Origin of the sequence: Sulfitobacter albidus (genome assembly GCF_018200035.1) — a bacterium.
GTDB lineage: Bacteria > Pseudomonadota > Alphaproteobacteria > Rhodobacterales > Rhodobacteraceae > Sulfitobacter > Sulfitobacter albidus.
In genome coordinates, this window is sequence record NZ_CP073581.1 from 789,738 (window position 1) to 814,418 (window position 24,681).

Here is a 24,681-nt window from a genome sequence, read left to right on the forward strand (position 1 = left end):
TTGGCCTTTGTTGGTGGGCGTTCTAATCTGGCACGGAGCGCAGCACAAGGACGCGGGCATGGAGCTTTTTGACGACGGTGAGGACGACGGCCCGCAGGACGGCAACCGCCCCGAATACACCGTGGGCGAGCTGTCGGGGGCCATCAAACGCGCCATCGAGGGGGAGTTTGGCCACGTGCGTCTGCGCGGCGAGGTGGGGCGCGTGACGATCCCGCGCTCGGGGCATCTCTACCTCGATCTTAAGGACGACCGCGCGGTGATCGCGGGCATCATCTGGAAGGGTCAGTTGGCCAAGCTTGCGACCCAGCCCGAAGAGGGGATGGAGGTGATCGCCACCGGGCGGCTGACGACCTTTCCGGGGCAATCGAAATACCAGATCATCATCGAGGATCTGAAACCCGCGGGCGCCGGCGCGCTGATGGCGCTCTTGGAAAAGCGCCGCGCGGCGTTGCAGGCCGAAGGGCTGTTCGAGGCGTCGCGCAAACGCCCGCTGCCCTATCTGCCGGAAGTGATCGGCGTCGTGACCTCGCCCACGGGGCGGTGATCCGCGATATCCTGCACCGGCTGCGGGACCGGTTTCCGCGCAAGGTGCTGATCTGGCCGGTGGCGGTGCAGGGCGCAAAATGCGCACCCGAGGTGGCGCGCGCGATTGCCGGGTTCAACGCGCTTAGCCCCGGCGGCGCGATGCCCCGGCCCGATCTCATCATCGTGGCACGCGGCGGCGGCTCGGTCGAGGATCTGTGGGGCTTTAACGAGGAAGCGGTCGTGCGGGCAGCGGCGGCCTCCGACATCCCGCTGATTTCCGCCGTGGGGCACGAGACCGACACGACGCTGATCGACTACGCCTCGGACAAGCGCGCGCCGACACCCACGGCGGCGGCAGAGCTGGCGGTGCCCGTGCGGCACGAGCTGATGGCCTGGCTGCGCCAGCTTGACGCGCGCATGGGTCAGGCGCTGAGCGGCGGTTTGGCGCGGCGTGACCAGCGCCTACGCGATCTGGCGCGCGCGCTGCCGCGCCCAGACACGCTGACCGAAACCGCGCGGCAACGGCTTGACCGGGCGGGCGACAGGCTCGATCCGGCGCTGCGCGCGGGCGTGCAGAAACGTGCGCTGCATCTGGCGCAACGGGCCGGGGGCCTGCGCCCGCAAGCGCTGCGCGAGCGGATCGCGAACCACCGCCGCACGCTCGACCAGCTCTCGGCCCGGCTGACGCCTGCGGTGACCCGTGTGATCGCCAACAAACGGCGCGCGAGCGACGCGCAGCGTCTGCGCCCCGATGCGCTGACCCGCGAGACCGCGCGTCAGGCGGAGCGTCTGTCGAGCATCACGCGCCAGTTGTCAGACGCGGCGACCCGTCAGACCAAGCACTGGCGTCGCCAGATCGAAAACGCGGAGCGTTTGCGCCGCACGCTGGGCTATGAGGCCACGCTGGAGCGCGGATTTGCGGTGGTGCGCAGCGGCGAGAGCGTCATCACCACCACCAAAGCCGCCAAAGAGGCGGGCGCGCTGGAAATCCAATTCGCCGACGGCCGCTTGAGCATCGGTGGTGCTGCACCGCCCAAGAAGAAATCCGGCAAACCGCCCGAACAGGGCAGCCTCTTCTGACGCGTCACACCCCGATCTTGGGGCCGAGGCACAGAAATTCCTCGGTGCTTTCGTTCGCCTCATACAGCGGCACCTGTGCGGGATCATTCTCGAACCGCGCGATCAGGCCGCGCGTGCCCAGCTCAAAGCTCCAGCATTGCGGGTCGGGGCGGTCTTCGTAGACGAAACAGATCAGCCCGCTGTCCTCGTACCATTCGCCGTCCTTGCATTCGCCGTCCAGAAACGTCCAGCGCACGCGGCGGTTGGGCAGATAGATCTCCGCGCCGTAGGCTTCGCCGTTGTTGCCGTAATACAGGGTCTTGCCCTGTGTATAGGCGTCGAATTCCGCCGCAGACATGGTCTGGGCGGCGGCGGGCAGGGCGGTAAGCAGCCAAAGGGCGCAGATCAGATATCGCATGGCGCCACCCTGCCAGAGCGCGGGGCCAAGCGCCACCGTTTCCGATGCGCGTCAGCGGGCGCCCGCGCGGCGCGCAAAACGGGCCTCTTGTGTCGTTTTTCGTCTCAATCACACCGGCGCGCTTTGCTACACCGCACAAAGACCGCAGGGGAGACGCATCATGGCACTGGACGCAAAAACCGACTGCCCCGACAAGGGCGTGTGGAAATCCGGCAAGGGCCGGGGGCGCCGCCATACCAAGGGCCGCCAGCTGGACGATACAGCCTGGGCCGAGGTGCGCGACCTGCTGGGGGCGGAGCCGCGCGACCGCGACCTGCTGATCGAGCATCTGCACCTCATTCAGGACCGCTTTGGCCACCTGTCCGCCGCGCACCTGCGCGCGCTGGCCGAGGAAATGCGCCTGTCGATGGCCGAGGTCTATGAGGTCGCGACCTTCTACGCCCATTTCGACGTGGTCAAAGAGGGCGAGACGCCGCCGCCCGCGCTCACCATCCGGGTTTGCGATTCGCTCGCGTGCGAGCTGGCGGGCGCGCAGGCGCTGAAATCCGCACTAGAGGACGGGCTGGACGCCAGCAAAGTCCGCGTGCTGCGCGCGCCCTGCATGGGCCGCTGCGATACCGCCCCGGTGCTGGAGCTGGGCCACAAACACATCGACCACGCCACGCCCGAAAAGGTCGAGGCGGCGATTGCGGCGGGTGACACCCATGCGGTGATCCCCGACTATGAGGGCTATGACGCCTACGCGGCGCAGGGCGGTTATGCCACGCTCACCGATCTACGCGAGAGCGGCGATTGGGAAGAGGTGCAGGAGCGCGTTTTGTCGTCGGGTCTGCGCGGTCTGGGCGGTGCGGGCTTCCCGTCGGGCAAGAAATGGGGCTTCGTGCGCGGCAATCCGGGCCCGCGCTATCTGGCCGTGAACGGCGACGAGGGCGAGCCGGGCACGTTCAAGGATCGCTACTATCTTGAACGCACGCCGCATCTTTTCCTTGAGGGGATGCTGATTGCCGCCTGGGCGGTCGAGGCCGATCGCATCTATCTTTACATGCGCGACGAATATCCGGCGGTGCTGGAAATCCTCGCGCGCGAGATTGCGGCACTTGAGGATGCAGGCGTCGTCTCCCCCGGCTATATCGATCTGCGCCGGGGGGCGGGCGCCTACATCTGCGGTGAGGAATCCGCGATGATCGAAAGCATCGAGGGCAAGCGCGGTATCCCGCGCCACCGCCCTCCTTATGTCGCACAAGTCGGCATCTTTGGCCGCCCCACGCTGGTGCATAACGTCGAGACGCTGCATTGGGTCGCGCGGGTCTGCCGCGAGGGGCCGCAGATCCTGTCGTCGGTCGAGAAAAACGGCCGCACCGGGCTGCGCAGCTATTCAGTGTCGGGCCGGGTGGCCACTCCGGGGATGTACCAACTGCCCGCCGGATCGACCATCACCGACATCATCGCGGCGGCGGGCGGCATGGCCGAGGGCCATGTGTTCAAGGCCTATCAGCCGGGCGGGCCCTCCTCGGGGCTGCTGCCCGCGTCGATGCACGACATCCCGATGGATTTTGACACATTGCAGCCGCATGGCAGCTTTATCGGATCGGCGGCGGTCGTGGTCCTGTCAGAGCACGACAGCGCCCGCGCCGCAGCACTCAACATGCTGCGGTTTTTCGAGGACGAAAGCTGTGGTCAGTGCACGCCCTGCCGGGTGGGCTGTGAAAAGGCCGTGAAGCTGATGCAGGCCGACCGCTGGGACCAGCCGCTGCTCGAAGAGCTGTCGCAGGCGATGGTCGATGCGTCGATCTGCGGGCTGGGGCAGGCGGCGCCGAACCCCATCCGCCTGACGATGAAGCATTTTCCCGACGAGATCTGACGCTATTTGTTCTGCACTACAAGGCAGCGGCAGCCACGACGCTTGAGCTCATCGCACAGGCGCATGGCGCCGCGCCGTGTGTCGCGGCCCACACGGCCAAAGTAATAGCCGTTCTTGCCCGACACCCGGTTTTTCACAAAAATCAGGTCCAGCTTTTCGCGGTTGAGCGGGGCGCGGCAGGCGCCCGTGGCGCGCCCGATCTTGGCCTTGGCCGCGTCCTTCGAGGTGCCGAATCCCAGCTGCACGCCCCAGGGTTTGATCGCGGGCGGCGGCGGTTTGGGAAGCTTGACCGGCGTCAGCCTGCGGTTCTTGGCCATCTCGCGGCAGGCTTCGATAAACGGCTTTGTCTTGTCGAGCCGCATGTCGAGGTCTTTGGGCGGCGCGTCGCGCCATTGCTCGGCGCTCAGCCCGGTGATGATGGGCACGTAGTTGACCGTCTCCCGCGCCAGCCCCTTGCCTTCCAGAAAACCCTCCGCCCGCCGCTCCCCGCCGTTGTAGCCGATCGCGGCCATGCCTTCGTTGCCATAGCGGCGCACCATCTCGGCGAGGTATTGCGCGGAATGCTCCAGCGCGTCGGCGGGGTTATAGGGATCCTTCAGCCCCCGCAGCCGGGCGGTGGAGGGGATGAATTGCGCGATCCCGCGCGCGTTTGCGGGGCTCAAGGCGTTGGGGTCAAAGCGGCTTTCCTGCCAGATCAGGCGGGCGAAGAAATCGGTGTTCAGACCGTGGCGGTCGCTGAACACCTTGATCGCGTTGCAGGTGTCGTAGACAAAATGCGCGGGCCGGATGCAATGCGCGTGCCCCCATTTGCCGGTGCTGCACGCGCGCTGCGGCGGCTCGGCGGCGGCGGTCGTGGCCCATAGGGCAGCGGTAAGAGCAAGGATCAGGCGCATGGCCTTTGGTGGCCTGCGCACCTGCGCGTGTCAATCGCACACCCTTCCCTCCGCCCTGCCAAAGGGTTAGATCGGTGGGAAGTTCCAGATCAAAGGCGTTTCACGGTGGCATTCTTCAAAAAGCTCAAGGATCGGTTGTTCAAATCCTCGTCCAAGATCGACGAGGGGCTGGAGGCGATCGTCAGCGACGGCGGCGAGGCCGAAGAACGCGTTGATGAGGTGATGGAAACGCCTGCAGAGGCGTTTGACGACGGTCCGGTTCAGGACGCGCCTGCGGATGTGTCTTCGGCTCCCGCGCCGGTGGAGGCGCCAGAGGATGCGGCGCAGATCGCGGCGGAGGCCCGCGCGCAGGCCGAGCGCGCGGCACAGGCGCAGCGGGCGCGAGACGCCGAAATGCGCGCTTCTGAGGAGGCACAGGCGCAGCGCAAGGCAGAGGAACAGGCAAAGCAGGACGCCGAAGCGAAAGCACAGACGCGACGCGATGCAGAGGCACAGGCTCAACGCGAGGCCGAAGCGCAACGACACCGCGAGGCCGAAGCGCAAGCCCGACGCGACGCCGAAGCCAGACGCGAGGCAGACCAGGCCGCCCCCGAACCCGCTCCGATCCCGCTGACCCCTGTGGCGCCTGATCTCGCTGACGTCCCGTCCGACGATCCCGCGCCCAAACGTGGCATCCTTGGCCGTCTGATGGGGCGTGGCGGTGCGCCGGTGGTACGCCGCACCCTCGACGACGAGATGCTTGAGCAGCTCGAAGAGCTGCTGATCACCGCTGATATGGGGGTGGACACGGCCCTGCGCGTCACCGCCAACATGGCCGAAGGCCGCATGGGCCGCAAAATGTCCGTGGCCGAGATCAAAGAGCTTATGAGCGCTGAAATCGCGCGGATCATGGAGCCGGTGGCCAAGCCGCTGCCGCTTTACAAAAAGACGCCGCAGGTGGTGTTGGTCGTGGGGGTGAACGGCTCGGGCAAGACGACGACGATCGGCAAGCTTGCCAGCCAGTTCCGCGCGGCGGGCAAGCATGTGGTGATCGCTGCCGGCGACACCTTTCGCGCGGCGGCGGTCGAGCAATTGCAGGTCTGGGGGGAGCGCGCGGGCGTGCCGGTGCTGACCGCGCCCGAAGGATCCGACCCCGCCAGCCTTGCCTTTGACGCCATGACCAAGGCCGAAGCGGACGGCGCGGACCTTTTGATGATCGACACGGCCGGACGGCTGCAAAACCGCGCGGATCTGATGGAAGAGCTGGCCAAGATCGTGCGCGTCATCCGCAAGAAAGACCCCGACGCGCCGCACAACACGTTGCTGGTGCTGGATGCGACGACGGGTCAAAACGCGGTCACGCAGGTGAAGGTATTTCAGGAAATCTCGGACGTATCGGGCCTCGTGATGACCAAGCTTGACGGCACCGCCAAGGGCGGCGTGCTGGTCGCACTCGCCGATCAGTTCGGCCTGCCCATCCACGCCATCGGTGTGGGAGAGCAGATCGACGATCTGCAGCCCTTTGATCCGCAGGAGTTCGCCGACGCGCTGACCGGGGTTGCGCGGTGATGCGGCGCGCCGGGTGACCGACTGGATCACCAGTATCGAGGGGACAGAGGCTGGCCACCGCGCGGCGCTCGCCCTTGCGTTGATGGCGGCGTTTCTGCACGCGGTCTTTGGCGCGCTGCAAAAGGGGCGGCACGATCCGTGGCTCACGCGCGGGGCGATTGATGCCTGCTATTGCCTGATCGCAGCACCCTTTGCGCTGTTTGTCGTACCCTGGCCCGAGGACGGCATGTGGATCATCTTTTTCGGCGCTTTCGTGATCCATCTGGCCTACAAGACGTTGCAGGCCATGGCCTATACCCGTGGCGCCTATACGGTCGTCTACCCGGTGGTGCGCGGGACGGGGCCGCTGTTTACCGTGATCGGTGCCTATTTGATCTTCAACGAAAGCTTCAACGCCGTGCAGTGGCTTGGCGTGGCGACCCTGATGGCCGGGATCTTTGGTCTGGCGCTCTATAATCTCGCCTATCTGGAGACGGAGCGCGACACCCTGCGCGCCGCACTTGGCCTTGCGGTGCTGACCGGGCTGTTTGTCGCGCTCTACACCACCTACGACGCCTACGGCATCCGCGCCACGCCCGATCCGTTCACCTTTCTGGCGTGGTTTTTCATGATCGACGGGCTGGTGTTCCCGTTTGTGGCGCTGCACCGCTGGCGCGCGATGGCCGATCCACCCGCCGTGGGGCCGTTGATGGCGCGCGGTCTGGTGGGCGGTATCGTCGCACTCTTCAGCTTTGGGGCGATCATGCTGGCGACACGGCTTGATAAGGTGGGCGAAGCGGCGGTACTGAGGGAGACTTCGACCGTGTTTGCCGCGCTGATCGGCTGGCTGGTGCTGAAGGAAACCGTCGGCCCCCGCCGCATCGCGCTGATGGCGCTGATCGCGGCTGGCGCCGTTATCGTCGAGATGGGAGGCTGAGCATGGCGCAAGCGCGCGAGATCAACGGAGTTCTCAAACAGGTGCTGGAGCTGGGGCCGACGATCGCCTTTTTCGTGCTCTACCTGCGGATCAAGGATGACACGTTCACCATCGGCGGCACCGACTACACCGGCTTTATCGTAGCCGCCGTCGTGTTCGTGCCGATCCTGCTGGTGGCGATGGGGATCCTCTGGGCGCTGACCGGAAAGCTGAGCCGGATGCAGGTGTTCACCGCCTTCATGGTGATCTTTTTCGGCGGGCTGACGGCGTGGTTCAACGATGAGCGGTTCTTCAAGATGAAGACGACGATTGTCTACGGGCTCTTGGCCGCGATCCTCGGGGTCGGGCTTTTGCGCGGGCGGTCCTGGCTGGAATACGTCATGGCCGAGGTGATGCCGATGGATCATGCGGGCTGGATGATCCTGACGCGCAGGCTCACGGCGCTGTTCGTGGTGCTGGCCGTGGCGAATGAGATCATCTGGCGCACCATGTCGACGGAAACCTGGGTCAAGATCGAGACATTCGGATTTCCCATCGCGATGATGGTTTTCCTGTTCTGGCAGTTCTCGCAATTGCAAAGCCACCTCATCGAGGAGGACGGCGACAAATCTTCGTAGAAGATTTGGGCCCAAAGTTTCGGATGAAACTTTGCCCCGCGCGGCTAGCGTTTGAAGAGCCTGTCCTGTGCGTCTTTCTTGAACCCGGCGCGTTTGTCCGCGTGCAGCGCGCGGCCTGCCTGAACGCCCGGGCGCGCGCCCATCGTGTCGAGCCAGCGGGCCATATGTGGTTTGTCGTCCAGTGTCTGCTGCTGACCTTCCCACAGCGACGCCCAGCCCCAGATCGCAAAATCGGCAATCGTGACGGTATCGCCCGCAACAAACTCATGTTGCGCCAATTGCCGGTCGAGCACACCGTAGAGCCGCGCCGTCTCCGTGCGGTAGCGGTCCTTTGCGTAGGGCAGATCGTTGGGCGGATCCATCGCGGGCGCATATTTCAGGAAGTGATGGGCTTGCCCCGCCATCGGCCCCAGCCCGCCCATCTGCCACATCAGCCATTGATCGACCGCTATCCGCTCTCGTTCGGTCGCGCCGCAGAACTTTCCGGTCTTGCGCGCGAGATATTGCAGGATCGCGCCGCTTTCAAAGATCGACACGGGCGCGCCATCGGGGCCGTCGGGGTCGGTGATCGCGGGCATCCGGTTGTTGGGTGAGATCGCAAGGAAGGCGGGATCAAACTGATCGCCCGCCCCGATGTTGATCAGATGGGTGGTGTAGGGGAGCCCCATCTCCTCCAGGCAGATCGAGATCTTCCAGCCGTTCGGCGTGGGCCAGTAATAGAGATCAATGGGCTGGTTCATGAGAGGCGGCCTTTCGCAGAGTGCTCGGCCAACTCTTGCGGGTTTGGCGCGGGGGTGCAAGGGCCGCCCGCGGCAGGCTGTCGGGATCGAGCGCGCCGGACAACAGCGCGCGGTTCAGCGCCATCACCCCCTCGCGCGTGTAGCTCGACCAGTGGCAGACCGTGCGCGCGGGCGCCGCGATGGGGTAGCCAAGAGCCGCAAGCCGCGCGCGGCTACGCGCGCAATCGATCATCACGCGGGTGCTATTGGCACAGCCGATGCCGCCCCCGATCCCGCCCGCGCCGGGAACGGCAAGCGTAAACAACCGCTCAAAAATAGCGTTCTGCGCGCTGGTGATCTGGATGCAGTGTGCCGCCAATCCCGCCGGGCTGCGCAGGGCATGCTGCGCCATGTCACGGTGCGCGGCACCGCTCAACAGCAATATCCGATCCACATCGCCTGCTTGCAGATATGGCAGGGCCGCCAGCGCCAGCGTCGCCCCCAGCGAATGGGCCACCAGCTGCACCGGTCGCCCCGCCTGCCGCAGACCGGCGATCAGGGTGGCCAACTGCCCCCCGCGCGCCAGCGCATGACCATGCACATCGCGCAACCGCCCCCTTGCGTGCCAGCCAAAGCCCAGGGCCAGCACATCCGGCCCCCCAAGCCCCAGCCCTTCGGGCCAGGCGGCGGGCGCAAAAATCTTGGCGTGGGGGCAGTGGGCGGGCATCAGTGGCGTGTATTTGTACCCGTGCACCATGACCACGACCCGTCGCGTGCCGCGCGGCAGATCCGTCGGCAGGCACAGCGGTGCCTGCGGCGCACGCGGCGCGGTGATCGGCAGGAGCGGCATGGCCGGTCCCTTCCTCATCTGATGCTGAAGCTGGAGTTGCACAAGCATGTTTCAGGGATGTGAAAATCCCGTTACGCCCCCGTTCGATGATCTTGACGCGGTGCTTTTGCTCACGTAACCCTCGCGCCGTGGTGATTTGTTACCGGATTGCAGGCCACGTAAAACAAGCTGCTAAAAGGTCAGGATGAAAGGCCCCTTTCGCTTGACCGCGTGTGGGGTTTTTTTGTGCCGACCGGCCCCCGGCACAGCGAGAGGACGACAACCATGACCAAATGGAAACCGGGCACGCAGGCCGTGCATGCAGGCACCCGCCGCAGCCAGTACGGCGAGGTGAGCGAAGCGATTTTTCTCACCCAGGGATTCGTGTACGAAAGCGCCGAGCACGCCGAGGCGCGGTTCATTTCGTCAGGCGACGATGAATTCATCTATGCGCGCTATGGCAACCCCACCGTGGCGATGTTCGAGGATCGGATTGCCGCGCTCGAAGGGGCCGAGGATGCCTTTGCCACCGCGTCGGGCATGGCCGCCGTGTCGGGTGCGCTGACCTCGATGCTGAAGGCGGGCGATCACGTGGTCTCCGCCCGCGCGCTCTTTGGCTCGTGCCTCTACGTGCTCGAAGAGATCCTGACGCGGTTCGGGGTCGAGGTGACCTTTGTCGACGGCGCGAACCTTGCGGAATGGGAGGACGCGATCCGCCCCGACACGACCGCCGTCTTCTTTGAGTCGATGTCGAACCCCACGCTGCAACTCGTTGATATCGAAGCGGTTTGTACACTTGCCCACAGGCATGGCGCGACCGTTGTTGTGGATAACGTGTTCTCCACCCCGGTTTACTCTAAGGCCATCGCACAAGGCGCTGATGTTGTTATCTATTCCGCGACCAAGCACATCGACGGACAGGGCCGGGCGCTGGGCGGTGTGATCCTGGGCAGCCGGGAGTTCATTCGCGGCACGGTCGAGCCCTACATGAAGCATACCGGCGGCTCGATGTCGCCTTTTACCGCGTGGATCATGCTCAAGGGGCTTGAGACGATGCGCCTGCGGGTCGCGGCCCAGACCGAAAGCGCGGGCAAGATCGCGGCGGCGCTTGCCGGGCACCCGGCGTTGAAAGAGGTGGTGTATCCCGGCGCAACCGATCACCCGCAGCACGCGCTGTGCCAGCGACAGATGGGCGCGGGCGGCACGATGCTGGCGCTTGAGCTGCGCGACAAGGCGGAGGCGTTCACCTTCCTCAATGCGCTGGAAATCGCGCTGATTTCGAACAATCTGGGCGATGCCAAGACCATCGTGACGCATCCCGCGACCACAACCCACCAACGGCTGAGCGAAGAGATGCGCGCGACGCTGGGGATCTCGGCAGGATGGGTGCGTGTGAGCGTCGGGCTTGAGGATGCCGACGATCTGATCGCGGATTTCCGCGCAGCGCTCGATGCCGTAAACTAGGCCCTGCGTGGCGCTAACGGCGCGCATTGGGTGAATTATTTTTGGCAATATCGCGGCGCGCGCCTACATCTGGTCGGTGACGGAAACAGGGGGGCTCACCCATGAATATCGCAACACCGATCAAGGAAACGCCGGATCGCCCGGCGGCCGAGGCCGCGCTTGAAACGCTGCGCGCCTGGGCGGCGAACGCCAGCGCGCAGGACGTGGCGACCCTGGAGCCGGCGCTTGCGCAACTACTCGAAGGGGCCGAAGCCTATCCGTTGATGGAGCGTGAGTTTGACGCCGATTTCACCGTCACCCCCGAATACAAGGCAAGCCTGCCCGATCTGCAGAACGGCCCGTCGAGCCTGATCCGCGGCGCGCGCCAGCAAATCCAGCACGTCGGCATCTCGAACTTCCGCCTGCCGGTGCAATTTGCCACCCGCGACAACGGGACGCTGACGCTTGAGACGTCCGTGACCGGCACCGTCAGCCTTGAGGCGGACAAGAAGGGCATCAACATGTCCCGCATCATGCGCAGCTTTTACAAGCACGCGGAGCGGCGGTTCAGCTTTGAGGTGATCGAGGCGGCGCTGGACGACTACATCACCGATCTGGAAAGCTTTGATGCGAGGTTGCAGATGCGCTTTTCCTTCCCGGTGAAGGTGCCCAGCCTGCGCTCTGGCCTTGAGGGATACCAGTATTATGATGTCGCGCTTGAAGTCGTCGAAACGGCGGGCGTGCGCCAGCGCATCATTCACCTTGATTACGTCTATTCCAGCACCTGCCCCTGTTCGCTGGAGCTCAGCGAGCACGCCCGTGCCGCGCGCGGCCAGCTGGCCACACCTCATTCGCAACGCTCGGTCGCGCGGATTTCGGTGCTGATCGAGCAGGGGGCAGATTGCCTGTGGTTCGAGGATCTCATCGACGCCTGCCGCCGCGCGGTGCCGACAGAGACGCAGGTGATGGTCAAACGCGAGGACGAACAGGCCTTCGCCGAGCTGAACGCCGCCAACCCGATCTTTGTCGAGGATGCCGCGCGCCTGTTCTGTCAGCAATTGCTGGCCGATGCGCGGATCAGCGATTTCCGCGTGATGGCCAGCCATCAGGAAAGCCTGCACAGCCACGATGCCGTCAGCGTCCTGACCGAGGGGCCGACATTCGCGCAAGCGAGCCTTGATCCGCGGACCTTCAGCACGTTGTTCCACGTCGGTTGATGCATCGGGCCGCGTGCGCGTCGCGCGGCCCGATCGCCCATCGGTTGCAAGGCCCGAAGACCGGGTATGCACAAATGGCGGTACTGCTGCGGTGCAGCAAGCCCTATCTCTTGGTCACGGGGAAAGTTGATCCCCGCAATAAATCCAAGGCATCCGATATGACCTACCAACACACCGCAACCGATCACTTCTCAGCCAAGATGCCCGGCGCGGGCCTGTCGACGGCACCGGCGCCCTTCCTCAGCGCGGGCCGCGCATTGCGTGTCACGGGCGCGTTCTTTTCCAGCCTGATGGGCGCGCTTATGCGGGCCTCGACCTCCGCCGCGCGCGTCGATCAGTGCGAAGCGCTGCGCGCGAAATCCGACGCCGAGCTTGCGAAAATGGGCATCAAACGCGATGAAATCGCGCACTATGTCTTCAAGGATCTGATGTACCTCTGACGCTTTCCGGCTATCGCCGATCCACCGACGTTAACCCGCCCGTGGCCATTCAGGCCCGGGCGGGTTTTTCGTTTGACGGGATCGGGTGTGATGCTTGACACCGCGCCGGTCGCGCGCCAACGCTGCACCATGGATCTGCGCCCCGTTGGATATGTGATCGGCCTGCTGGTCGCCTTTCTGGGGGCGGCGATGATTGTGCCTTTGCTGGTCGATCTGGCCGAGGGGCGCGGCCATTGGCCAGTTTTTTTTCAATCCATGGTGATTACGGTGGTCGGCGGCATGGCCATGGCGCTGGCCTGTGCCAGTGGCGTCCGCGAGGGGCTGACGATCCAGCAGACCTTTCTGCTCACGTCTTCGGTCTGGCTCGCGCTTCCCCTTTTTGGGGCGATCCCCTTCGTACTGGGCGCGACCGAGGCGCGCACGGTCGACGCGATTTTCGAAGCGATGTCAGGGCTCACCACCACCGGATCCACCGTTTTCACCGGTCTCGATACGCTGCCCAAGGGATTGTTGATCTGGCGCGCAATCCTGCAATGGCTGGGGGGCATCGGCATCATCGTTGTGGCGATGGTGTTCCTGCCCGAGTTGCGCGTCGGCGGCATGCAGATCTTCAAATCCGAAGCTTTCGACACGCTGGGAAAGATCCTGCCCCGGGCGGGGCAGATCGCAACGCAGATCTCGGGGCTCTACGTGGCGTTCACGCTGATCTGCGCGCTGGTCTACCTGTATTTCGGGATGAGCCTGTTTGACGCGACATCCCACGCGATGACGACCATCGCGACGGGCGGCTTTGCCAATTACGACGCGTCTTTCGGGGCGTTCAAGGGACCGTTGGAATATGCCGCGGCGCTTTTCATGATGCTCGCGGCGCTGCCGTTCGTGCGCTATGTGCAGTTGATTAATGGCAACCCGACCGCGCTGCACCGTGACCCGCAGGTGCGCGCCTTCGTGGCGGTGATCGCGGTGCTGACGCTGGTGCTGATCGTCGTGCTTGAAGAAGGCGTGCATCTGGGCGTCGAGGAATCGCTGCGCGAGGCGGTGTTCAACGTGACCTCGATCATTTCCGGCACCGGCTATGCCTCGGTCGATTACATGCAATGGGGCAGCTTTGCGGTGGCGCTGTTCTTTTTCATCGGACTGATTGGGGGCTGTGCCGGGTCAACGGCCTGTTCGATCAAGGTTTTCCGCTATCAGCTGCTGTTCGCATCGGTGCGCGCGCAGCTGCGGCGCATTCGCTCGCCAAGCGGTATTTTTACGCCGCGCTACGACGGGCGACCCGTGGGCGAGGATGTGCTGGCGTCGGTCATGTCGTTCTTCATGTTCTTCGTGGTGACGCTGGGGCTGGTCGCCGTGGCGCTGTCGATGACGGGTCTGGATTTTGTGACTTCGGTCTCGGGGGCGTCGGCGGCGCTGGCCAATATCGGGCCCGGGCTTGGCGACATCATCGGGCCTGCGGGCAACTTCGCCACGCTCAACGACCCCGCCAAATGGATCCTGACGCTGGCGATGCTGCTGGGTCGGCTAGAGCTGATGGTGGTCTACGTCATCTTTACAGTGAATTTCTGGAGGGCCTGATGGCTGATCCGACTGAACGCCCCTTGGGTGCACAGATTTCCCACATGCTCCGCGCCCGCGGCGTCGATACCATCTTTGGCATCCCCGGTGTGCATAATCAGGAGATGTACCGCGGCATCGAAGAGGCCGGGATCACCCATGTGCTGGCGCGTCATGAGCAGGGGGCCGGTTTCATGGCCGACGGCTACGCGCGGGCGAGCGGCAAGCCGGGCGTGGCGTATGTGATTACCGGCCCGGGGCTGTGCAACATCATGACGCCGATGGGGCAGGCCTATTCGGATTCGGTGCCGATGCTGGTGATCTCAAGCTGTCTTGACGAGACGGCGGCACGGCGCGGGCAATTGCACCAGATGAAAGACCAGCGCGCCGCCGCCGAAACGGTCTGCGACTGGTCCGAAGAGGCCCGCACGGCCGAGGCCGCCTATACGCTGGTCGACCGCGCCTTTGCGGAGTTCAAAACCGCCCGCGCGCGCCCCAAGCATATCCAGGTGCCCATCGCCGCGCTTGAGGCGCAGGCGCCCCCACCGCCTACGGCAAGCCAGACCGATATGTTGGGGCCGCCTGAGGCTGATCCGGCCGCGGTGCGCCGGATTGCCGAAGCCCTCTCTCGCGCGCGGCGGCCCGTGTTCGTTCTGGGGGGCGGGGCCGTCGAGGGCGGCAGCCTGTGGCCGCGATTGATGGTGGCGACGGGGGCTGCGTCATTCACCACCTACGCAGGGCGGGGGTGCGTGCCGCCGGGAACACCGCTTCACTTTGGCTCATGGCTCGCGCGGCCCGATTGCACACGCGTCTTTGCCGCTGCCGATCTGGTGGTGGTGGTCGGCAGTGAATTGGCCGAGGTCGATCTGTGGAAGCCGCATCTGGGCCATGACTGCGCGATGATCCGCGTCGACATTGATCCCGCGCAGCTGGGCGGGGACGGGCACCCCGACAGCCATCAGCATCGCGGCGATGCGGTGGCAACGTTCGAGGCGGTCACTGCCGCACTTGACGGGCATATGCCGACGAGCGACTGGACGCAGGAGGAAATCGCAAAAATCCGCGCGGGCTGGCGGGCGGAGCTGGATGCGGAGCGGCCGGGCCTTCTGCCGGTGATCGATGCATTGCAGTCCGCTGTGCCGGAGGAGGCGATGATCTATTCCGACATGACCCAGATCGCTTATGCCGCAAAGGAGGTCTGGGACATGGCGCGCCCTGGCCATTGGCACCACCCCTACGGCTTTGGTACGCTCGGCTATGCCACCCCGGCCGCCATTGGCGGGGCGATCGCGCGGCCGGGGCTGCCGACGATGGCATTGATCGGCGATTACGGGTTCCACTACACATTGCAAGAGCTCGGCGTGGCGGTTGAGCTCGGCCTGCCGCTGCCCATCGTTGTGTGGGACAACGCCAAGCTGGGCGAGATCGAGGACAGCATGGTGCGCGCCCAGATCGCGCCCAATGCGGTCGTCGCCCGCAACCCCGATTTCTGCGCTTTGGCGCGGGCGTTTGGTGCGCGCGCGGTTGCGCCCGGGAGCCTAAACGAGATGCGTGACGCGGTGCGCGCGGCATTCGCGGCGCAGGGGCCGACGCTGATCTATCTGACGCCCGCGATCCTGCGCTGAGCCCGCCGCGCGCGCAAATTTTCGGGGAAAATTTGGGTCCAGAATTTCGTGAGAAATTCTGTCAGTGCTCAGATCAGCGGTGGATCATTCCCAGCAGCTGACCAGCACGGTCATCCCGCTGGCCCGCTCCGTGATCTGAAACGGGGTCAGTGCGCGGCTTCCGGTACTTGGCGCCAGCGTCAGCCCGGCCTCGGCCCCCGCCGCCGCCACAGTCGCGGCATCAAGGGCAAAGCTCACGTCATCGGGCAGTTGCGTGCCGTCCTGCATCCGTGGCGCCACCATACCGATGACCTCACCGTCCTCGCCCAGAACAGGACCGCCCGCGTCGCCGGCGCGGGTCTTGAGGGCAAGGCGGTTGACGCTGTCCTCGCCATTCAGCCCACGCACGTCGGCAAGCGTGCCAAAGGTGCTCGACGGGGCGCTCAGCACGCCACCAAAGGAATAGCCCGCAACGGCAACCTCGCTCTTGAGGCGCGGTTCACGCGGCGACAGGGCCGCCACCGCAAGCGGGGCAAGTGCTGCGTCGGGGCGCAGCAAGGCCACGCCGCGCGCGCGATCGTCCGCGATCAGCGCAGCGTCGGTATCGCCGTCGATGGTGATGCGGCTACAGTTTTGTACTGCCTCGGAAACGGTCGCCACCGCGCCATCCGCCGTCACGAAAAAGCCCGAGCGGGCGCGGATCGGCTTGCGGATCTGCAGACCCGAAACAAGGTCGATGGATTGCTCGGCCGCCGTGCCCGCGCCCGGCGACAGAACGCCCGGAAGCCGCGCGAAGGAGCGGCGCATCTCACCCAGGATCCGGCGGCGTCTTTCCTCGTCGCCCGCGGGCCAGATCAGCGTAAAGCCCTTGATCTCCCCGTCCTGCAATGCGGCCTCGGTATAGCTGATAAAGCGCGCGTTCTCGCCCACAAGGGTGAACGAACGGTCGCGCCGTTCACGCGCGCCCTGCAATGGTACGATCTCAAGAGTCTGCATGATTTCGTAAAGACCAAAGAGTGTGTTCTGATCGCCCGGTTGGCTGATCAGCAGCACGCGCGCGGCCAAATCGCCCGTCGCCTCGTAATGGGCGAACGGCGGCTCGTAGCGGTCAAAGGCCACGGCGCCCGTGGGCACCAGCACTTCGATCCCTGCCTGCGCATCCCGCACCCGGCGCAAATCCATGCCGCGCAGGACGGCGTTGTATTGTTCTTTGAGGGTGGCGCGCTGCAGTGTGGTCAGCACGCCTGTCGTCTCGAACCCGTTCGCCGCCTGCCACTGCGCCATCGAGCCGCGCGTGCCGCGTCCAAAGGCGCCATCGATGGCGGCATTGTAATAGCCCGCCCACTGCAGCATCACCTGCAACTCGCGCCGTTCGGCGGCGCTGAGGGCACGTTCGGAGCGGCGCGCCTCTGCCGGGGTTTCGTCGACCACGGCGGGTTCGGGATCGGGCTGCGGGGTAGAGGCCTGCGGAGGGGTTTCAGGCTCTGCCTGCGTCGTCTCGGTAGGGGCGGCGGGCACGCCGGGCGCCGTGATGGCGCCGGTGCCCAGAACATTTGCCCCCACGGGCCAGAATTGGCTGCGCAGGCGGTTGGACGTCTGGATAAAGCTGTCGCGCGGGATCAGCCCGTCGCGGCGGTACTGGCGCAGGACCAGTTCGGCATCGGCGCGGCGGTAGGGGCCGACGACGATCGCGTACCAGCCGCCGCCCACGGCAAACCCGTTCACATCTTCGATCGTGCGCGCGAAATCCTGCGCGCGTCCCGTGGCGCGGTTCAGCGATGGCTGCGCCTCGACCTGCACCCAGACGACATCATCCGGGTTGCCCGACTGCGCGCGCGTGGGCGAGGCGGAGGACATCAGGCCCACAATCAGGGCAAGGCAGGTGCACAAAAGGATACGGATCATGGGTCAGGAAACTCTGAAAAAGCAAATTTGGCGTACATAAGCAGGATTTTGCCCCGATTCCCATACGCTAAACCCCGCGAAACAATCAATTTCGGATGCGTGTCCGCGCCGCCGCGCGGCCCCGTTGACCCCGCCCCATGCGCCGACTAGGTAGAGCGCGGACACCCGCACGCCCCAACATGCCCCGAGGACACCGCCATGGCCGACACGCCCCGCTCCTTTCAGGAGATCATTCTGCGCCTGCAGAGCTACTGGGCGCGCCACGGCTGCGCGATATTGCAACCCTACGATATGGAGGTCGGCGCGGGCACCTTCCATCCGGCCACAACCCTGCGCAGCCTCGGCACGCAGCCCTGGGCCGCGGCCTACGTGCAGCCCTCGCGCCGCCCCACCGATGGCCGCTACGGTGAGAACCCCAACCGCTTGCAACACTATTACCAGTATCAAGTGCTCATCAAACCCAGCCCGCCCAACCTGCAGGATCTCTACCTCGGCAGCCTTGAGGCCATTGGCATCGACATGGATCTGCACGATATCCGCTTTGTCGAGGACGATTGGGAAAGCCCGACGCTGGGCGCCTGGGGGCTGGGCTGGGAGGTCTGGTGCGACGGCATGGAAGTCAGCCAGTTCACCTATTTCCAGCAGGTCGGCGGGCACGACTGCCACCCGGTCTCCGGTGAGCTGACCTACGGGCTGGAGCGTCTTGCGATGTATGTGCTGGGCGTGGATCACGTGATGGAGATGCCGTTCAACGATCCCGACGCACCGATCCCGCTGAGCTACGGCGATGTGTTCAAACAGACCGAGGAAGAATACGCGCGCTGGAATTTCGATGTGGCCGACACGGACGTGCTGCTGCGCCATTTCGAGGAGGCGGAGGCAGAATGCCGCGCGATCCTCGATCAAGCACATGACGACCCCAAGACCGGCAAGCGCATCGTGATGGCGCATCCCGCCTACGATCAGGCGATCAAGGCGAGCCATATCTTCAACCTGCTCGATGCGCGCGGCGTGATCTCCGTCACCGAACGCCAGGCCTATATCGGGCGTGTGCGCGCGCTGACCAAGGGCTGCGCGGATGCCTTCGTGCAGACCCGCGCGGGCGGCTGGCAGGCCGAAGACGCAGCATGAGCGGTAAAATCATAGGAATCGTCATCATGATCTCTGCCCTCATCGCAGGCGCTGCGCTGTACTATTTGCAGATCTACGGCTTTTACGAAGAGGTCGACGCGCCCGCCGAGGGGGTCACGATGATCTCGCTCGCCGGTCTGGCAGAGCCCATTCCCACCGACAGCTTTGAGGCGATCGACGCCGACAGCTCCCCCATCCGCTACCGTGCGTGTTTCACCACGCCATACAGCCTCGCGCTGATGAGCGAGACGTTCCAGCTGATCGAGGACGCGACACCGCGCAACGCGCCGGGCTGGTTCGATTGCTTTGACGCCGCAGACATCGCGGCAGAGCTGGACGCGGGCACGGCGCTCAGCTTTCTGGGGGCCAAGAACGTGCATTTCGGCGTTGACCGGATCGTGGCCGTCACCGAGGACGGGCGCGGCTATGTCTGGCACGAGCTGAATGAATGTGGCGAAAAAGCCTATGACGGCACCATCGTGGGCGAAGAATGCCCCGACCGTCCCGCAAGCCAAGACTAGGAGCGCCCCGTGGCCGACCTGCTGATTGAACTCTTCTCCGAAGAAATCCCCGCCCGGATGCAGACCCGCGCGGGCGAAGATCTGAAAAAGCGCGTGACCGATGGGTTGGTCGAGGCGGGGCTGACCTATGCCTCCGCCGCCGCCTTCACCACGCCGCGCCGCTTGTGCCTGACGATCGAGGGGCTGCTGGAGGCCTCCCCGCGCACGGTTGAGGAGCGCAAAGGCCCCAAGGCCGACGCGCCCGAAAAAGCGATCGAAGGGTTCCTGCGCGGCGCAGGCGTTACCCGCGACGCCCTAGAGGAACGCGACACGCCCAAGGGCAAGATCCTCTTTGCAAGGATCACCCGCGAGGGCCGCCCGGCCGCCGACATCATTGCGGAAGTGCTCGAAGAGACGATCCGCAATTTCCCCTGGCCCAAATCCATGCGCTGGGGCAGTGGCAGCCTGCGCTGGGTGCGCCCGTTGCAATCGATCCTCTGCGTGCTGTCGCGCGAGGACGGTGCCGAAGTGGTGCCGCTCACGGTCGATGGCATCGTGTCGGGCGATGTGACCTACGGCCACCGCTTCCACGCGCCCGACGCCATCCGCGTGACCGGTTTTGACGATTACTCCGCCAAGCTGCGCCGCGCCCATGTGATCCTCGACGCCGAGGCGCGGCGCGAGGCGATCTGGCACGACGCCACCAATCAGGCCTTTGCCAACGGCATGGAAGTGGTTGAGGACGCGGGCCTTTTGCATGAGGTCGCGGGGCTGGTCGAATGGCCCGTGGTGCTGATGGGCCGCATCGGGGAGGATTTCCTCGACCTGCCCGCCGAGGTGCTGCAAACCTCGATGAAAGAGCATCAAAAGTTCTTTTCCGTGCGCAACACCAAATCGGGCCGGATCGAGCGTTTCGTCACCGTCGCCAACCGCGAGACGGCCGACAATGGCGCCACGATCCTCGCGGGCAACGAAAAGGTGCTGAGCGCCCGGCTCGCCGACGCCAAGTTCTTCTGGGAGAACGACCTGCGCGTGGCGACTTCTGACGCCGGCATGCAGGCTTGGGTTGAAAACCTCAAGAATGTCACCTTCCACAACAAGCTGGGCACACAGGCCGAGCTGATCGACCGTATGGCGACGCTCGCCCGCGAAATCGCCCCGATGGTCGGCGCCGATCCCGATCTGGCAGAGCAGGCCGCGCGGGTGGCCAAGGCCGATCTGTCGTCGGAAATGGTCTACGAATTTCCCGAGCTGCAGGGGTTGATGGGCCGCTATTACGCCGAGGCGGCGGGCCTGCCTGCGGAAGTCGCGGCGGCGTCCGAAGATCACTACGCCCCCCTCGGCCCCTCCGATGCCGTGCCCACGGCGCCCGTTTCCGTGGCCGTGGCGCTTGCCGAAAAGATCGACAAGCTGACGGGCTTCTGGGCGATTGATGAAAAGCCTACGGGGTCGAAGGATCCGTTCGCGCTGCGCCGTGCGGCATTGGGGATCATCCGGATCGCCGTTGAAAACGATCAAAGCCTGCCTGCATCTGCGCTTTTTGCCAGTGCGGCCCACGATGCCGATGCCCACAACCTTCTCGCCTTCCTGCACGACCGCCTGAAAGTCTACCTCAAGGATCAGGGCATCCGTCACGACATCATCGACGCCTGCATCGCGATGGAGGGCAACGACGACCTCGCCCTTCTGGTCAAACGCGCCCGAGCGCTTTCCGATACGTTGAAAACCGACGATGGCGAGAACCTTTTGCAGGCCTTCAAGCGCGCCAACAACATCCTGACGCAGGCCGAAGAGGCCGACGGTGTCGAATACTCCTACGGCGCGGATGTGAAATTTGCCGAGACCGACGAGGAACGCGCGCTCTTTGCCGCGCTCGATGGCGCAGAGGCCGCGATCACGCCCGCCATGGCCGCGCAGGATTTTGGCACGGCGATGGGGGCGATGGCCTCCCTGCGCCCCGCGCTCGATGCGTTTTTCGAGGCGGTGCAGATCAACACCGACAACGCCACCGTGCGGCGCAACCGGCTCAACCTGCTCAGCCGGATCCGCCAGCTGTGCCTTGGCGTGGCCGATTTGCGGCGGATCGAGGGGTAAGGCGCGCCTGACGCCGCGCACTGTCACGTAACTCTTGCACGGCCCTTCCCAGCGCCTATGCTGCACCTGAAACCAAAGGATGCCGCAGTGCAGAATAATCCGCATACCACGCTGATCACGCAAACCGCGCCCGTCGCCACCAATACCCACGGTGGCCGGGCGAAGTGTTTGCAGCGTCTGGTGCGGCTTGATCTGCCGGTGCCGCGCACCGTGGCGCTGTCGTTTGACACCGTGCACCAGATCGCCATGGGCGAGCTGCCGGATGTGGGCTCCGTCGTGGATCAGTTCGACCGTGACGCGCTGTTGTGCGTGCGCCCGTCAAGCCAGGATGCCGATTGGGGCGGACCGGGCGCGGTGCTCAACATCGGCATGAATGACGCGCGGTTTGAAGGGTTTGCCAAGACGATGGGCGAGGGGCCTGCCGCAGCCCTCTACACCCGTTTTATCCAGTCCTACGCGATCAATGTCGCCCGGCTGGACCCGGATATGTTCGATCACGTCTCAGATGAGGGGCGCGCGGGGCTGGAACAGACGCTCGCCGCCTACGAGGAAGAGACCGAGGAAAGCTTTCCCCAGCACCGCCGGGTGCAGCTGGCCGCCGTGTTACGCTCCATGGCGCGGGCGTGGAACGGCACCTCCGCGCGGCTGCTGCGCGAGGCCAAGGGCGCGCCGGCGGATGCGGGTCTGGGGCTGGTGGTGCAGCAGATGATCTTTGGCGTGGGCGCGGGGCAGTGCGGCTCGGGCGTGCTGCAACTGGTCGACAGCGATACCGGCGCGCCGCAGGTTACCGGGCGCTATCTGGGCCAAAGCCAGGGCCGCGACGCGCTGGAGGACCGCGAGGAAGCGCTGTATCTGGTGCGCGACCCGCGTGGCCGCTCGCTGGAAGAAGAGCTGCCCGAGGCGTTCGAGACGCTGAAATCCTACGCCCAGCTGATGCGCACCCGTCTGCGCGCCGAGATGCAGGTTGAATTCGCGATCGACGACGGCACCGTGCACATCCTCGACGGGGTGCGCGTGGCGCGTTCGTCCCGCGCGGCGGTGCGCATCGCGGTCACGCTGGCCGAGGACGGCGTGATCCCGCGCGAGGAGGCGCTGATGCGCGTGCAGCCGCGCTTGCTGACGGAGCTGCTGCACCGGCAGATCGACCCGACCGTGGCGCGCGACGTGATCGGGCGCGGCATCGCCGCCAGCCCGGGGGCGGCCACGGGTACGCTCGTGTTCGACGCCGCCGCCGCACAGGCTGCCGCCTCACGCGGAGAGCCGTGCATTCTGGTGCGGCGTGAAACCTCGTCGGAAGACGTGCGCGGCATGCACGCGGCCAACGGTGTGCTGACCGAGCGCGGCGGCATCACCAGCCACGCGGCGGTGATCGGGCGCGGCATCGGGTTGCCCTGCGTGGTGGGGGCGTCCTCGCTTACTTTCAACCTGCGCGACCGTACCCTGACGTCCAAGGACGGGCGCGTGTTCGGCGTGGGGGATGCGATCACGCTGGATGGCTCCACCGGGCAGATCATGGCGGGTGCCGCGACCCTGCAGGAGGCGGCCCTTGACGATTATTTCCGCACGCTGATGCGCTGGGCCGCCGACAGCGCCGATATCGGCGTGCGCGCCAACGCCGACACGCCCGACGACGCCCAGACCGCGCGCAATTTCGACGCCGAGGGCATCGGCCTGTGCCGCACGGAGCATATGTTTTTCGATCCCGGTCGCCTTACAGTCATGCGCGAGATGATCTTTGCCAATACCTCCGACGGGCGGCGCGCGGTGCTTGAGCGGCTCTTGCCCATGCAGCGCGATGATTTCAAACAGCTTTTTGGAATCATGCGCGGGATGCCCGTCTGCATCCGGCTGTTCGACCCGCCGCTGCACGAATTCCTGCCTGTCGACCGCGATGGCCAGCGCGAACTGGCCGAGGCGTTGGGCCTGCCGCGGTCGGATGTGACACGCCGGATCGAGGCGATGCGCGAATATAACCCCATGCTGGGTCTGCGCGGTGTGCGGCTGGGCATCACCGTGCCGGAGATCTACGAGATGCAGGCGCGCGCGATTTTCGAGGCGACGGTTGAGGTTGCCCGCGCCGGTGACACCGTCGTGCCCGAGATTATGATCCCCCTTGTCTCCGCCCGCCGCGAGGTGGAGCTGGTGAAATCCGCCATCGACGCGGTGGCCTCTTCGGTGCGCAGCGAGACCGGTATCGCGTTTGACTACCGCCTTGGCGTGATGGTCGAAACGCCGCGTGCAGCCCTGCGCGCGGCCGAGATCGCGCCGCATTGTGCCTTTCTGAGTTTTGGTACAAACGACCTCACGCAGATGACCTACGGTCTGTCGCGCGACGACGCGGGGCGGTTCATGTCGGATTACGTGCAGCAGGGGGTCTTTGACGAAGATCCTTTTCACACCCTCGATCACGACGGGGTGGGAGAGCTGTTGCGCCTCGGCGCGGAGCGCGGTCGGGGGGCAAAACCCGACATCACGCTGTCGGTTTGCGGCGAGCACGGCGGCAACCCCGAATCGATTGCCTACTGCCGCGCGGCGGGATTCGACTATGTCTCCTGCTCGCCGTTCCGCGTTCCGGTTGCGCGGCTTGCCGCCGCTCAACTTGCGATAACGGACCGGTTGACGCCTTCAAGCCTTTGAAATCAAATAGAAGACCTGTTTGGACCGGCGGGCATTTGCCCAACGGGGGCGGCTGGCTTGCCCGAGGCCGTACCGCCGGCTAGGCGCTGTTCCATCTGAAAAAGATAAAAAGGGACAGACAATGCGGTCTGGATACAGAAAGACACTCGCGCTCGCACTGGCATCACTTACGCTCGTGGCAGCCCCGCAAACCGCCGTGGCCAACGCCGCCGCCGAAAATCTTGCCAAGATCGAGGCCCGAAACATGGGCAAGATCGATGCCGCGCGCCTGAACAAGCTGGTGATTTCCGCCAGCCCGCAGGCGGCAGGAGACGTGGTGTTCAGCCGGGACTGGCTCGCCAGCCAGCCCAAGCCCAGCGGCAACAGCGAATTCAAATGCCTTGCCGAAGCGCTCTATTTCGAAGCGCGCGGCGAAACCGTGAAGGGGCAATTCGCGGTCGCCGAGGTGATCTCGAACCGGGTGAAATCCGCGCGCTTTCCCGACAGCTACTGCGGCGTGATCAATCAGGGCACGGGCCGCAAGTACCAGTGCCAGTTTACCTATACCTGCGACGGCCACGCCGAGGTGATCGCAGAACCACGCGCCTACGCGCAGGTGTCGAAAGTCGCCCGTGCCGCCCTAGACGGGCGCGCGCCCGAAATTACCGACGGGGCGACGTTCTATCACACCACCGCCGTGCGTCCCAGCTGGGCGCGCAAGTTCACCCGCACCGCGCGCTACGGCGTGCATCTGTTCTACCGCCGGGGCGTGCAGACCGCGAGCAACTGACG

Annotated in this window: 19 protein-coding genes, 1 pseudogene and 1 riboswitch; of the genes and pseudogenes, 15 read left to right on the forward strand and 5 right to left on the reverse strand. The window is 65.3% G+C overall.

Annotation, left to right across the window (positions count from 1 at the left end):
• Nucleotides 1–58 precede the first annotated feature (58 nt).
• Nucleotides 59–1,605 (forward strand): annotated as a pseudogene (gene xseA, locus KDD17_RS03830) (exodeoxyribonuclease VII large subunit).
• Between the two features lie 4 nt (nucleotides 1,606–1,609).
• Here xseA and KDD17_RS03835 read toward each other — a convergent pair.
• The gene (locus KDD17_RS03835) at nucleotides 1,610–2,002 is read right to left on the reverse strand and encodes a hypothetical protein (protein ID WP_212705360.1); all 393 of its coding nucleotides are present in this window, start codon (nucleotides 2,000–2,002) and stop codon (nucleotides 1,610–1,612) included.
• Nucleotides 2,003–2,162: 160 nt separating this feature from the next.
• Between KDD17_RS03835 and KDD17_RS03840 the strand changes: the two genes are divergently transcribed.
• Nucleotides 2,163–3,863 (forward strand): NAD(P)H-dependent oxidoreductase subunit E, encoded by a 1,701-nt coding sequence (locus tag KDD17_RS03840; RefSeq protein WP_212705361.1) that lies wholly within the window; start codon nucleotides 2,163–2,165, stop codon nucleotides 3,861–3,863.
• A 2-nt stretch (nucleotides 3,864–3,865) separates the two neighbouring features.
• Here the strand turns inward: KDD17_RS03840 and KDD17_RS03845 are convergent, their stop codons facing one another.
• Nucleotides 3,866–4,756 carry a lytic transglycosylase domain-containing protein gene (locus KDD17_RS03845; protein ID WP_212705362.1) on the reverse strand — a complete coding sequence of 297 codons (891 nt, stop codon included), beginning with the start codon at nucleotides 4,754–4,756 and terminating at the stop codon, nucleotides 3,866–3,868.
• A 105-nt stretch (nucleotides 4,757–4,861) separates the two neighbouring features.
• Between KDD17_RS03845 and ftsY the strand changes: the two genes are divergently transcribed.
• The 3 genes from ftsY to KDD17_RS03860 are packed head-to-tail and all read left to right on the forward strand — an operon-like array spanning nucleotide 4,862 to nucleotide 7,837.
• Entirely contained in the window at nucleotides 4,862–6,304 is a 1,443-nt protein-coding gene (gene ftsY, locus KDD17_RS03850; RefSeq protein WP_212705363.1) for a signal recognition particle-docking protein FtsY, read from the forward strand.
• Between the two features lie 13 nt (nucleotides 6,305–6,317).
• On the forward strand, nucleotides 6,318–7,220 hold the full coding sequence (locus KDD17_RS03855; RefSeq protein ID WP_212705364.1) for a DMT family transporter: 903 nt from the start codon (nucleotides 6,318–6,320) through the stop codon (nucleotides 7,218–7,220).
• Between the two features lie 2 nt (nucleotides 7,221–7,222).
• Nucleotides 7,223–7,837 (forward strand): inner membrane-spanning protein YciB, encoded by a 615-nt coding sequence (locus KDD17_RS03860; protein WP_212705365.1) that lies wholly within the window; start codon nucleotides 7,223–7,225, stop codon nucleotides 7,835–7,837.
• Between the two features lie 44 nt (nucleotides 7,838–7,881).
• Here the strand turns inward: KDD17_RS03860 and KDD17_RS03865 are convergent, their stop codons facing one another.
• Both KDD17_RS03865 and KDD17_RS03870 read right to left on the reverse strand, forming a co-directional pair.
• Nucleotides 7,882–8,577 (reverse strand): glutathione S-transferase N-terminal domain-containing protein, encoded by a 696-nt coding sequence (locus tag KDD17_RS03865; RefSeq protein ID WP_212705366.1) that lies wholly within the window; start codon nucleotides 8,575–8,577, stop codon nucleotides 7,882–7,884.
• Nucleotides 8,561–9,406 carry an alpha/beta hydrolase gene (locus KDD17_RS03870; RefSeq protein WP_212705367.1) on the reverse strand — a complete coding sequence of 282 codons (846 nt, stop codon included), beginning with the start codon at nucleotides 9,404–9,406 and terminating at the stop codon, nucleotides 8,561–8,563. The genes KDD17_RS03865 and KDD17_RS03870 overlap by 17 nt, the downstream gene beginning before the upstream one ends.
• 118 nt (nucleotides 9,407–9,524) lie before the next feature.
• Nucleotides 9,525–9,601, forward strand: a riboswitch (SAM riboswitch).
• A 69-nt stretch (nucleotides 9,602–9,670) separates the two neighbouring features.
• Between KDD17_RS03870 and metZ the strand changes: the two genes are divergently transcribed.
• From metZ to KDD17_RS03895, 5 genes are all read left to right on the forward strand, one after another.
• Entirely contained in the window at nucleotides 9,671–10,849 is a 1,179-nt protein-coding gene (metZ, locus tag KDD17_RS03875) for an O-succinylhomoserine sulfhydrylase (RefSeq protein ID WP_212705368.1), read from the forward strand.
• A 101-nt stretch (nucleotides 10,850–10,950) separates the two neighbouring features.
• On the forward strand, nucleotides 10,951–12,045 hold the full coding sequence (folE2, locus tag KDD17_RS03880) for a GTP cyclohydrolase FolE2 (protein WP_212705369.1): 1,095 nt from the start codon (nucleotides 10,951–10,953) through the stop codon (nucleotides 12,043–12,045).
• 158 nt (nucleotides 12,046–12,203) lie between these two features.
• Nucleotides 12,204–12,485 (forward strand): hypothetical protein, encoded by a 282-nt coding sequence (locus KDD17_RS03885; RefSeq protein WP_212706292.1) that lies wholly within the window; start codon nucleotides 12,204–12,206, stop codon nucleotides 12,483–12,485.
• Between the two features lie 90 nt (nucleotides 12,486–12,575).
• A complete protein-coding gene (locus tag KDD17_RS03890; RefSeq protein ID WP_254796883.1) occupies nucleotides 12,576–14,060 on the forward strand; it encodes a TrkH family potassium uptake protein in 1,485 nt (494 codons plus the stop codon).
• A complete protein-coding gene (locus KDD17_RS03895; protein ID WP_212705370.1) occupies nucleotides 14,060–15,664 on the forward strand; it encodes a 5-guanidino-2-oxopentanoate decarboxylase in 1,605 nt (534 codons plus the stop codon). Before KDD17_RS03890 ends, KDD17_RS03895 begins: the two co-directional genes overlap by 1 nt.
• An 84-nt stretch (nucleotides 15,665–15,748) precedes the next feature.
• On the opposite strand, the gene KDD17_RS03900 is transcribed toward KDD17_RS03895, so the two are convergent.
• Entirely contained in the window at nucleotides 15,749–17,548 is a 1,800-nt protein-coding gene (locus tag KDD17_RS03900) for a trypsin-like peptidase domain-containing protein (protein ID WP_212705371.1), read from the reverse strand.
• A 198-nt stretch (nucleotides 17,549–17,746) separates the two neighbouring features.
• Between KDD17_RS03900 and KDD17_RS03905 the strand changes: the two genes are divergently transcribed.
• From KDD17_RS03905 to KDD17_RS03925, 5 genes are all read left to right on the forward strand, one after another.
• The gene (locus KDD17_RS03905; RefSeq protein ID WP_212705372.1) at nucleotides 17,747–18,679 is read left to right on the forward strand and encodes a glycine--tRNA ligase subunit alpha; all 933 of its coding nucleotides are present in this window, start codon (nucleotides 17,747–17,749) and stop codon (nucleotides 18,677–18,679) included.
• Nucleotides 18,676–19,200 carry a DUF6446 family protein gene (locus tag KDD17_RS03910; RefSeq protein ID WP_212705373.1) on the forward strand — a complete coding sequence of 175 codons (525 nt, stop codon included), beginning with the start codon at nucleotides 18,676–18,678 and terminating at the stop codon, nucleotides 19,198–19,200. The genes KDD17_RS03905 and KDD17_RS03910 overlap by 4 nt, the downstream gene beginning before the upstream one ends.
• A gap of 9 nt (nucleotides 19,201–19,209) precedes the next feature.
• A complete protein-coding gene (gene glyS / locus KDD17_RS03915) occupies nucleotides 19,210–21,273 on the forward strand; it encodes a glycine--tRNA ligase subunit beta (RefSeq protein ID WP_212705374.1) in 2,064 nt (687 codons plus the stop codon).
• 57 nt (nucleotides 21,274–21,330) lie between these two features.
• The gene (locus KDD17_RS03920; RefSeq protein ID WP_212705375.1) at nucleotides 21,331–23,910 is read left to right on the forward strand and encodes a putative PEP-binding protein; all 2,580 of its coding nucleotides are present in this window, start codon (nucleotides 21,331–21,333) and stop codon (nucleotides 23,908–23,910) included.
• A 121-nt stretch (nucleotides 23,911–24,031) separates the two neighbouring features.
• A complete protein-coding gene (locus tag KDD17_RS03925; RefSeq protein WP_212705376.1) occupies nucleotides 24,032–24,679 on the forward strand; it encodes a cell wall hydrolase in 648 nt (215 codons plus the stop codon).
• Nucleotides 24,680–24,681: the final 2 nt, after the last annotated feature.

Coding starts and splice junctions, on each gene's coding strand:
- KDD17_RS03870 (WP_212705367.1), bottom strand. CDS start 9,406: ATGCCGCTCCTGCCGATCACCGCGCCGCGTGCGCCGCAGGCACCGCTG.
- KDD17_RS03835 (WP_212705360.1), bottom strand. CDS start 2,002: ATGCGATATCTGATCTGCGCCCTTTGGCTGCTTACCGCCCTGCCCGCC.
- KDD17_RS03865 (WP_212705366.1), bottom strand. CDS start 8,577: ATGAACCAGCCCATTGATCTCTATTACTGGCCCACGCCGAACGGCTGG.
- KDD17_RS03905 (WP_212705372.1), top strand. CDS start 17,747: ATGGCCGACACGCCCCGCTCCTTTCAGGAGATCATTCTGCGCCTGCAG.
- KDD17_RS03885 (WP_212706292.1), top strand. CDS start 12,204: ATGACCTACCAACACACCGCAACCGATCACTTCTCAGCCAAGATGCCC.
- KDD17_RS03910 (WP_212705373.1), top strand. CDS start 18,676: ATGAGCGGTAAAATCATAGGAATCGTCATCATGATCTCTGCCCTCATC.
- folE2 (WP_212705369.1), top strand. CDS start 10,951: ATGAATATCGCAACACCGATCAAGGAAACGCCGGATCGCCCGGCGGCC.
- KDD17_RS03895 (WP_212705370.1), top strand. CDS start 14,060: ATGGCTGATCCGACTGAACGCCCCTTGGGTGCACAGATTTCCCACATG.
- metZ (WP_212705368.1), top strand. CDS start 9,671: ATGACCAAATGGAAACCGGGCACGCAGGCCGTGCATGCAGGCACCCGC.
- KDD17_RS03840 (WP_212705361.1), top strand. CDS start 2,163: ATGGCACTGGACGCAAAAACCGACTGCCCCGACAAGGGCGTGTGGAAA.
- KDD17_RS03890 (WP_254796883.1), top strand. CDS start 12,576: ATGCTTGACACCGCGCCGGTCGCGCGCCAACGCTGCACCATGGATCTG.
- KDD17_RS03860 (WP_212705365.1), top strand. CDS start 7,223: ATGGCGCAAGCGCGCGAGATCAACGGAGTTCTCAAACAGGTGCTGGAG.
- KDD17_RS03900 (WP_212705371.1), bottom strand. CDS start 17,548: ATGATCCGTATCCTTTTGTGCACCTGCCTTGCCCTGATTGTGGGCCTG.
- KDD17_RS03925 (WP_212705376.1), top strand. CDS start 24,032: ATGCGGTCTGGATACAGAAAGACACTCGCGCTCGCACTGGCATCACTT.
- KDD17_RS03845 (WP_212705362.1), bottom strand. CDS start 4,756: ATGCGCCTGATCCTTGCTCTTACCGCTGCCCTATGGGCCACGACCGCC.
- KDD17_RS03920 (WP_212705375.1), top strand. CDS start 21,331: ATGCTGCACCTGAAACCAAAGGATGCCGCAGTGCAGAATAATCCGCAT.